The sequence below is a fragment of the Flavobacterium sp. genome, assembly GCF_044348915.1.
Taxonomy (GTDB): domain Bacteria; phylum Bacteroidota; class Bacteroidia; order Flavobacteriales; family Flavobacteriaceae; genus Flavobacterium.
The window spans coordinates 1-9,683 of sequence record NZ_JBIKRX010000094.1; the positions used below are offsets into that span (position 1 = coordinate 1).

10 protein-coding genes are annotated in these 9,683 nt (G+C 34.3%); all 10 read right to left on the reverse strand.

The genetic code is table 11. The features are described from left to right. Window positions 1-332: 332 nt before the first annotated feature. A complete protein-coding gene (locus ACIQ1E_RS12415; RefSeq protein ID WP_396171622.1) occupies window positions 333-671 on the reverse strand; it encodes a DUF86 domain-containing protein in 339 nt (112 codons plus the stop codon). Then, window positions 664-963, reverse strand: a complete 300-nt coding sequence (locus ACIQ1E_RS12420; protein WP_396171623.1) for a nucleotidyltransferase family protein — start codon at window positions 961-963, stop codon at window positions 664-666. Before ACIQ1E_RS12420 ends, ACIQ1E_RS12415 begins: the two co-directional genes overlap by 8 nt. A gap of 79 nt (window positions 964-1,042) precedes the next feature. Further along, on the reverse strand, window positions 1,043-1,552 hold the full coding sequence (locus tag ACIQ1E_RS12425) for an acyl-CoA thioesterase (RefSeq protein ID WP_396171624.1): 510 nt from the start codon (window positions 1,550-1,552) through the stop codon (window positions 1,043-1,045). Between the two features lie 69 nt (window positions 1,553-1,621). Continuing rightward, window positions 1,622-2,005 carry a DoxX family protein gene (locus ACIQ1E_RS12430; RefSeq protein ID WP_396171625.1) on the reverse strand — a complete coding sequence of 128 codons (384 nt, stop codon included), beginning with the start codon at window positions 2,003-2,005 and terminating at the stop codon, window positions 1,622-1,624. 4 nt (window positions 2,006-2,009) lie between these two features. Then, window positions 2,010-3,158, reverse strand: a complete 1,149-nt coding sequence (locus tag ACIQ1E_RS12435; RefSeq protein WP_396171626.1) for an ATP-binding protein — start codon at window positions 3,156-3,158, stop codon at window positions 2,010-2,012. A 446-nt stretch (window positions 3,159-3,604) separates the two neighbouring features. Then, entirely contained in the window at window positions 3,605-3,889 is a 285-nt protein-coding gene (locus ACIQ1E_RS12440; protein WP_396171627.1) for a hypothetical protein, read from the reverse strand. Between the two features lie 24 nt (window positions 3,890-3,913). Next, the gene (locus tag ACIQ1E_RS12445) at window positions 3,914-4,192 is read right to left on the reverse strand and encodes a glycosyl hydrolase-related protein (RefSeq protein ID WP_396171631.1); all 279 of its coding nucleotides are present in this window, start codon (window positions 4,190-4,192) and stop codon (window positions 3,914-3,916) included. Window positions 4,193-4,309: 117 nt separating this feature from the next. Further along, window positions 4,310-6,634: a GH92 family glycosyl hydrolase gene (locus ACIQ1E_RS12450; RefSeq protein ID WP_396171628.1), complete on the reverse strand. Its 2,325-nt coding sequence runs from the start codon at window positions 6,632-6,634 to the stop codon at window positions 4,310-4,312. A gap of 379 nt (window positions 6,635-7,013) precedes the next feature. Then, complete coding sequence (locus ACIQ1E_RS12455; protein ID WP_396171629.1) at window positions 7,014-8,198, reverse strand: MFS transporter; 1,185 nt, start codon at window positions 8,196-8,198, stop codon at window positions 7,014-7,016. Between the two features lie 85 nt (window positions 8,199-8,283). Continuing rightward, entirely contained in the window at window positions 8,284-9,489 is a 1,206-nt protein-coding gene (locus ACIQ1E_RS12460; protein WP_396171630.1) for a T9SS type A sorting domain-containing protein, read from the reverse strand. Window positions 9,490-9,683 lie beyond the last annotated feature (194 nt).

Here is a 9,683-nt window from a genome sequence, read left to right on the forward strand (position 1 = left end):
GTCTGCATCTTCCTTAAATCGCTTGTTAAATGTTATTGAATTCACACCTATAAATTTCTCCCTTGTACTCATTTGACAAAGGTAATACTATTTTCGTTTTTGGGCGGCCTAAACGCCTATACCTATTGTCTTTTATCGGAAGATGTAACACCTATAAAATCCCTTTTTACCAATGGTAATAGTTCTGGGCGTTTCATTTATTTGTGGTGCATATCTTTTTGTAAAAATACTTCTTTTTTTGGAAGAAGCAAGGGTAATGTTTTGGGTTATTTTGAGAATGTTTTTTGGTTTTAAAACAACCAACGCTTACAACTTAGAAAATCTCTTAGCTTTTATTCTCCCAACAAGGATTCAACTTCTTTTTGTAAAACAGGTAAGTTTATAATCACAATTCCCCAAATTACATCATCTGAAACAGAATCGTAACCATGAATAATTCGATTTCGAACATCAACAATTTTTCTGGAATTTGAAATTTGAATGTGGTTATCTTCCTTAAGAATTTGGCTCATTGCTTCACCAATAATTTCGATATTTCGTTCTACTGCTCTTTTGGTTCTTAAATCGTTTTGATATATTTCAAACAATTTAGGAGTGTCAACAAAATAACTTTCTATCTCGTTTATAGAACTCAAAATATCGTACAACCAAGTTTTAATAGAATTATCCATAAATCAATTTTTTACTATGATTTAATGTTTTTCTAAAATAAGGGTTTTTAATGGCTTTTTCTTCTAATAAATCAACGTTTCGATTTAGAATATTTTCGAGAGAAAACTTAAGTTCGTAATAATTGTCTCCATAATCTAAGACGTCTATGGGTTCAAAATCGACTATTAAATCGACATCACTTTTGTCGTTAAATTTGTCTGTTAAAACAGACCCAAAAGCATACAAAGACCTGACCTTATGTGTTTTGCACAAAGTTAAAATTTCTTTATTTAGTCTTTCTATTAGGTTCATTTTTGTAAAATCTATCTTCAAAAATACATAAAATAAATTAGAATTAATTTAAAAAAGACGACGAATCAATTTAACACTCCTAAACAAACAACGCCTTCAATTCGGTAGCATCTTGAGGATTTAATTTTCCAGCCAAGACCAAACTCAATTGTTTTCTTCTCAAGGCATCATCATAACGGTGTTTTTCGAGTTTGGTTTCGGGAATGATTTGCGGAACTTCTACCGGTTTCCCAGCGTCATCAACCGCCACAAAAGTATAAATGGCTTCGTTGGATTTTGTTCGTTCTCCAGATTTTTTTTCTTCAATCCAAACGTCGAGGTAAATTTCCATCGAAGTTGTGAAAGCGCGCGAGACTTTTGCCTCAATAATTACCACACTTCCTAATGGAATAGCTTTGTTGAAAGCCACGTGATTTACCGAAACGGTTACGGAAATTCTGCGAGAATGTCTTCCTGCAGCGATGCTGGCCGCACGATCCATTCGGGCCAATAATTCGCCTCCAAAAAGATTATTCAAAGGATTTGTTTCGCTTGGCAAAACCAAATCGGTCAATACAGTCAAAGATTCAGAAGGATGTTTTGAAGTCATAGTTTTTTAGTATATTTTATTATTCATTGCTATTGAAATTGCCAATGTCATTGTGAATTTGATTCTTTTCTAATTCAACCAATACACCGCCATCACAGCTGGAATAAAATAAATAACGATTGTTCTGGCACCGTCATAATCTTTGGCTAATCGTTGTCCGAAAAGCAGCATTAGCAAAGTAATACTCGAAAAAATGGCGCCATATAAACCAAAAGTTCGTCCGTTGCTCACGAATAATTCTATGCCACCCACCAAGCACAAAACACCAGAAATTAATTCTAAAACCAAGATGTTCAGCAAGGCTAAGCGAACCAGATTTTTTAATTGGGTTTTAGCAAAATGTTCCTTTAAGAAATCGAGATTGTCTTTCCAATAGAACAATTTATCATAGCTAGATTGAATGAAAGTGATAGCCAAAAAGGCCAAAAGCAAAATAGAGGCGGCATTATCCATAAATTTATTTTTTATGTATTAAACGAGTGAGTTTGATGGACAAATCGGTTAGAATAATTTTAGCATTTCCGTTGCGCTCAATATGATAAATTGCATCGGACAATTCCTGAAATATTTCGTTGATATTGTTTCCGTTTACAAAAGGGGCAAATTTCGCTATCGTAAAGTTTTCGACCGCCGGTTCGATATACACTAGACTTGGTGTTTCGTAATTATGTAGCAACGCTTGACGAAAAATATCGATGCAAAACTGCAAAAATTTCTTTTGAGTTTCTCTTCCCAAACCGGCAATTTGTTCGCTCCAATGGATTAAATCAGCGATAACAGCGGGGTTTCCTTTGGCCTTGAAAGCCGCGCGAACCCAAGCCACAAACCACTGTTCGAAGGGAAATTCTTCGCTATCATCTTTGAATAAATGCAGCGCTTTATTGTAATTTCCTTGTGCCTGATGCGCTATTTTTGCAGCTAGTTTAGGCTCCATATTTTCTCGAGAAACCAAGGCATCAGCGATTACTTTTTCGCTCAATCCATTAAACTGCAAAACCTGACAACGCGAACGAATCGTTTGAATGATATCTTCCTCGTTTTCGGAAATCAGGATGAAAACTGTTTTTTCTGGCGGTTCTTCAAGTAATTTCAACAACTTGTTTGAAGCGGCAATATTCATTTTATCGGCCATCCAGACAATCATAATTTTGTAACCACCTTCGTAGGATTTTAAAGAAAGTGATTTTAGAATTTCCTGAGCATCATCCACTCGGATTTCGCCTTGTTTGTTTTGAACTCCCAAAACAGAATACCAATCGAATAAGCCTCCATAAGGATTTTGAAGAATGAACTGTCTCCAATCTGCAATGAAGTCAATGCTTTTTGGTTTTGTTTTTACATCTTCAGTGCTGACCGTTGGATACACAAAATGCAAGTCGGGATGGGCTATTTTTTGAAATTTAAGATTGCAAGATTCATTCGAGGCCGAATTTTCTCCGTTTTGGTTACTACACAAAATGTACTGTGCATAAGCAATCGCCATAGACAAAGTACCGCATCCTTCTGGTCCAATAAATAACTGTGCGTGCGGAATTCTACCTAAATCGGCACTCCGTGTCAAGTGGTTTTTAATATGTTCCTGCCCTAAAATTTCTGAAAATTGCATAAGGCAAATATAGTATAAAATTCAGCAGAATTCCAAAAGTTTATGGAATCGACAAGCAAGCTCACGATATAAAAATAATCGATTAAATGCATATTTTATCGACATATCAAACGTTTTTTAAATTTTGTAGTCTTTTTACTTGCTTTTAATAAAATAATTGTGTCCCAAACTTTAATTCATTACCGATAGTACAATTTTTAGCCTACACAACTATTAAAATGATTTACATTTTATCGACCAAATACTTATTTCACCGACGTATGACAATTGCAATTTCTATTTGTACTATTTTTTATGTATTTAACATAAAAAATGTTGTTTGTTTGAATTTCTTTTGTAAGTTTGTTATCCAAATAAAACTAGCCTATGAAAACCAAGATTATTTTTATCAGCGCAATTCTTCTATTAGTATCAGAAGCAACTTTTGCTCAAAGTAAAAATGCTCCTCACATAGTATGATTTCTTTCTCCAAGAAGCTTTTCAGGATAAATTTCGATAAGTTCTTTAATATTTTTTCCTAAAAGAAATCCATTAACAACTACCGATTCATCACCGTTGCAACCAGATAATTCCCAACTTTCACCAAGAATATGGCTTAATGCAGGCTTTTCAAATATTTTTTTCAATTTAGCACCACCCCAGATTTTGTCTTTTAGTATAGGGCTGAATTTTAATGGGTATAATAGTTTGTTCATTTTTTTAGTGTGTAATTTTTTATCTTTTTTTTCCATCAATAATAAAATAAGCGTCAAATCTTAAAATATCAGTTTACAAGTTTCAATTGCATTATGACTTATAGGCAAAATTATTGTTTCGCCGGAAGTTTCAATTACTTCATCTTCATCTTCAATCAAATTCGTCTTAATGACTTTTTTAACAGCAAAAAGAAGTCCAATTTTCACAGTAGTATCCTCTCCTTTCATTTCGGTCAAACGAATTATTATATTATCATCGTTATCTGCTCTTTTTACAAGACTGAGGGCATCAAAAGGACTTGATATAATCAACAAAATTAAATAAATACACATTTTCACAGCAGTCAAACCTGTAATTGTTAAATATTAAATTGGTGACTAGTTATTTCATATAACATTTTCTTTAGACCAATCGTATTCATTATTATTCCTGTTGGAATTGAGAAAATTTTAAATTTATTTTAAAGATGAAGAGTTCGATAATGAATAAGGGAAATCTTTTTCGTTTGTTCCCCTAAATTTATTGGGTTGGGCTGACATTTGATATTGAATATCACATCCTCCCTGTAAAGTTTTAAAATCAAAATAGTTTTTCGAATATTGAATTCCGTTTATACTAATGTTATCTATATAAACATTTTCAACGCTGTTATTCGGAGCTGAAAGCGTAAGCTTTTTGCCGTTTTCCATTGTAATTGTCATTTTCTTGAAAAGCGGCGAACCAATAACCTGTTCACCGGTAACTGGGCAGACTGGATAAAATCCCATGGATGAAAACAAGTACCAAGCAGATGTTTGTCCATTATCCTCATCACCACAATAACCGTCGGGAGTCGGGCGATATAACCTATCCATAACCTGACGAGTCCAATACTGAGCTTTCCAGGGTTCTCCTCCCCAATTGTACAAATAAATCATATGTTGAATGGGTTGATTACCATGAGCATATTGTCCGAAATTCATAATTTGCATTTCACGTATTTCGTGTATAACTTCACCATACGCCTTTTCATCAAATACAGGAGGCATCGCAAAGACAGAATCAAGCATTTGAATAAATCTTTTTCGCCCCCCCATTAAGTTAACAAGTCCCTTTGGGTCATGCAATGAGCTCCACGAATAGTGCCAACTGTTTCCTTCTGTAAAGTCACCTCCCCATGCAAAAGGATTAAAATCAGAACGGAATTCACCATCCGAATTTTTTCCGGCCATCAAATTATACTTTTTGTTAAATAAATTTTGATAATTCAGCGATCGTTTTTTAAACAACTCAATTGTTTTTTTGTCTTTATTCAGTGATTCTGCCAGTTTGAGTACACTAAAGTCATTATACGCATATTCGAGTGTTCGCGCAGCACTTTCTTTGACGCTAATATCATTCGGAATATAACCTTTTTTTATATATTGATCTATACCTGCTCGTCCTACCGACTGAACAGTTGGATTGGCATTAAAAGCATTTTTATAAACTGCGTCCCAAAGCGTATTGATAGCCACATCTTTTACTCCATTCAGATAAGCTCCTGCTATTATTGAAGCAGAGTTTGAACCTATCATACAAGGATAGTGACCAGGCGAAGCCCATTCAGGCAACCAACCACTTTCTTTGTAAGTGTTTGCAAGACCTTCGAGGATATATTTACTTTGAGTAGGATAAAATAGGGTTAAGAAAGGATGTACAGCACGGAATGTATCCCAGAACCCATTATCAGTATATAATCTGCCCGGAAGTACTTTTCCGTTAAAAGGGCTATAATGTACTATATTATTTTGTGCATCATACTCAAAAAATTCCCTCGGGAAAAGCAATGTTCGATAGAGTGTTGTATAAAACATTTTAACCTTATCAAGGTCGTCGACAGATGTATCTTCTAATGCAAAACGGTTAAAATGACTGTTCCAAATGCCTTTCGATTCATCATTTATTTCCGAAAAACTTTTATCTCCTATTTCACGTTTCATATTAATCTCTGCTTGCTCAGGACTTATAAACGATGAAGCAATGCGTGCCGTAATACGTTCTCCTTTTTTGGTCGAAAAAGTTACAATGGCACCAGACCGGCTGCTTGTAGCTTCTTTGATGTTAGGATTCAATTTGTTGTTGCTCCAAATTGCAAATTCCTTAAACGGCTTGTCAAATACAATGACAAAATAGTTTTTGAAGTTTTCAGGTACGCGCATCTGATCAAAACCATTAAACATAAGTTGAGTGGAATAACCAATCACTTTGTTTTCTTCAGGAATGACTTTAATGAAAGAAGCTTTGTCAAAAGCATCGATCACCACGTTAGCTTTATCGGTTTCAGGAAAAGTAAACTGCATGATGCAACCCCGTTCTGTGGGTGATAATTCGGCAGTTACATTGTAATCGGCGAGATAAACTTTGTAATAATTAGGCAAGGTAGTCTCGGCTTTGTGTGAAAACCAACTTTTCCGTTGTTCTTCAAGAAAGTTTTTTGCTCCTACGGTTGGCAACAACGAAAATGCACCATAATCGCCCACCCAAGGACTAGGCTGATGGGTTTGACGTAATCCTGTTATATAATTGGAATTATAGGAATAAAACCAACGCTCGTTATTTATTTCAGTTTGTGGTGTCCAATGATTCATTCCCCACGGACGAGCAATACAAGGATATAAATTCCCATTAGATAAAATATTTTCCGATTGAGAACCTACAATAGGCATCGCATATTTACTGTAATCTTTCTGAGCAAAAGTTGAAGAAATAACAGACATTGCAATTATGCACATGGCTATTTTTAATGAATTATATTTCATCTGTTATAATTTGTTTTTTAGTTTTTAGATATTACTTTAAAAAAAAATAAACATGGAGAGTTATAAAGCAACACAAATAAAAAGCTTACATGTATATCTATGAAATTAATTGAAATCATCTAATAGTTAATAACTTTATGTACACTTGTTCCTACTTCAGAGACAACCCTAATAATAGATATTCCTTTTACATTAAATGATTCCAAAGAGAATTTAACTGTTGTTTGAATTTTTAAGATACCTATTAGGCTCAATGCTATGCCAATATTGACAGAAAGTATAATTATATATTCTAAATCAATATTTTCCCTTTTGGTTTTTTCGATGACACGAACTTAAAAATCTAATAGTGAAATACAGAAAAAATTAATAAAAAAAATTAATTTTTCAAGGCGACTTTTGGTTTTATTAAATATGCACAAAACAATAAATAAATTGCACTTAATAAAATTATCAATATAGAACCAACTTGTGAACCTAGCATATCAGAGGTCAATCCCATAATAAACGGAATAACCGCACCTCCAAAAACTCCCATTATCATCAATCCAGAAATTTCATTGGCTTTTTTGGGGCGAGATTGAATGGCCAGGGAGAAAATGATGGAGAATACGTTTGCAATTGCAAGGCCAATAATGGCATACAATGCAAAAATGACAACTTTATCTGCGGTAAAAACGAGTGCAATGAGTGCTAAAACGGCTACAGCAGTAATGATTTTGAAGATTCTGATAGGAGAATATTTTGCTAATAAAATAGCGCCAATAAATGCTCCGATTGTACGGAATGCAAAATACATACTTGGGCCATAACCTGCTTCGATTGAATTGAGTCCGGATCGTTCCATTAAAATTTTTGGAGCAGCTGTGTTTATACCTACATCAACTCCAACCACGCAGACAATTCCTAAGAAAAAGATTAAAATCGTTTTATCTTTCAAGATACTGAATACGCTCCCAAAAGAACTGGCTTTACCTGTTACTAATTCTTCTCTAATTGGAGTTACCATCAACCAAATGGTTGAAATCAATGTAATAAGCGCATAAATTGGAAATATATATTGCCAGTTGCCCAATTGTACAGCAGCAAATGCGGCAATAAACGGTCCGCAAAATGAAGAAATGGCTTTCACAAACTGACCGACAGTAAGACTTGAAGTAAGTTTATCTCCTTTAACAACATTGGTCAAAAGTGGGTTTAACGACACCTGTAATATGGTATTTGCAATTCCAAGCAATGCAAAGGCCAATAAAGACATTACAAAAGTGTATTCAATGAGTGGAATAAACATAGCCACAATTGTAATAATATTACTTAATAGCACTGTTTTTTTGCGACCGATTTTATTCATCAGCATACCAGTTGGCACAGAGAAAATTAGAAACATAGAGAATAACGCCACAGGAATAAGATTTGAAAGCGTATCCCTGAATTCAGGACTGTAGCTACCTAATAAATCTTCTTTTACATGCATGGATGTAATCCCTACCACATCGCAGAAACCCATTATAAAGAAGCCAAATAGTACAGGAAGTATTTGACATTTAGAATTATTTTTTTTCATAAAATTGAGAATTATTTTAAAAACGAAATATATTATTCATTAGAATTATTTTAAAACTGAACCTACAAATAAAGTTCTCATTGGGCTATAAGACGAGTAATTTAAAGCTCTTCCAAGAATTTTTTGTTTGTGGTGATGTGAATATTTGTAGTAAATATGAACCACTACGCAAACTGCTTGTATCAAAAGTTTTGTTACCACTAAAAGACTCATTGCTGCTGAAAACCAAGTTGCCTAACATATTGTATATTTTTACTTGCTTGATTAATTCCTGATTGCTTTTTATTGTCAATTGTGTTTTAACGGGATTAGGGAATATAGAAATCCCATCATTCTCGGTAATATATTCGTTTGAAGAAGTCCCTAAAACTCCTAGGTTTTTATAATAAATTAATTCACCGGCTTCTCCGCTCATAGCGCCCTCACTTGGAACAAAAAAAGTCATTACCAATGATTTTTTTCCATTGATTGTCAGATTGGAGATAGTTGGATTCGCAAATGCCGTACTACCTTTGGCAGTAATAATATTGAGAGGCTCTGCATTACCGGTCTGGTAATCGTAAATATATGATTTCCACGATCCAAAATCACCTTTTATTGCCTGTCCTTCAATTAGTGCAAATTTATACCCTTCAAAATCGATAGCATCACGATCACCAATATTGCCCTTAAGCCCATAAAAAAGCAAAGCATTATCTAATTGATTCTGTGTGTTGCAAGTCCATGAGTTAAAATTAGTCAGAGTGCCACGTGCTTGCCTGTCAACATCACAGTTTTTATAATAATGAAAGCCTACATCAATAAAAGTGCTACTCGCTGAATAAATGTTAGGTGTGCCTTCTGCGCAGGATGAAAAGGTACGAGATGCATCGTATGTTTTTTCAGTTATTCCATTGAAAAGATTCGAAAGTGTTGAATAATAGCAGAATTTCAGATGATTGTTTGGTTCTTGTTCCCATGCCATCACATATCCTCCATCCGATGCTTCAGCTATATCGGGCTGTGATGCATTATTTGCAAGTTCTCTTACCATGGTCCATGTTCGAAAGTTTGTTGACGTAGCTATAAATACTTTTGGTATGCCATTAACATAATGATGATATACCGCAATAAATCCACCATTTGGATTACTTATAATTTTTGCACAATCCATGGATCGGGAAAGGTTGTCTTTAGTATCGTATCGAATAGCAACACCCGAAGTTACATTTACACTTTCTATAATTGAACGAAGGTTTGCTCTTGCGGCATCAGATGGCGCCTGAGCGTTCGCCCCAATCTGTATACCCATAATAAAGAAGCCAAATAGTACAAGAAGTATTTGAGAATTAGAATTATTTTTTCTCATTAAATTAAGTGTTTAGGTATAGGCGCTTAGAGCACCCTTGTTATCTATTGATTTTATTGATATTTATTCAAATTTCACCATCTTTTTCATTAACACATCGAAGATTGTCCCCATATTTGACCTTCTATTGTATCTAA

Coding starts and splice junctions, on each gene's coding strand:
- ACIQ1E_RS12415 (WP_396171622.1), bottom strand. CDS start 671: ATGGATAATTCTATTAAAACTTGGTTGTACGATATTTTGAGTTCTATA.
- ACIQ1E_RS12420 (WP_396171623.1), bottom strand. CDS start 963: ATGAACCTAATAGAAAGACTAAATAAAGAAATTTTAACTTTGTGCAAA.
- ACIQ1E_RS12425 (WP_396171624.1), bottom strand. CDS start 1,552: ATGACTTCAAAACATCCTTCTGAATCTTTGACTGTATTGACCGATTTG.
- ACIQ1E_RS12430 (WP_396171625.1), bottom strand. CDS start 2,005: ATGGATAATGCCGCCTCTATTTTGCTTTTGGCCTTTTTGGCTATCACT.
- ACIQ1E_RS12435 (WP_396171626.1), bottom strand. CDS start 3,158: ATGCAATTTTCAGAAATTTTAGGGCAGGAACATATTAAAAACCACTTG.
- ACIQ1E_RS12440 (WP_396171627.1), bottom strand. CDS start 3,889: ATGGAAAAAAAAGATAAAAAATTACACACTAAAAAAATGAACAAACTA.
- ACIQ1E_RS12450 (WP_396171628.1), bottom strand. CDS start 6,634: ATGAAATATAATTCATTAAAAATAGCCATGTGCATAATTGCAATGTCT.
- ACIQ1E_RS12455 (WP_396171629.1), bottom strand. CDS start 8,198: ATGAAAAAAAATAATTCTAAATGTCAAATACTTCCTGTACTATTTGGC.
- ACIQ1E_RS12460 (WP_396171630.1), bottom strand. CDS start 9,489: ATGGGTATACAGATTGGGGCGAACGCTCAGGCGCCATCTGATGCCGCA.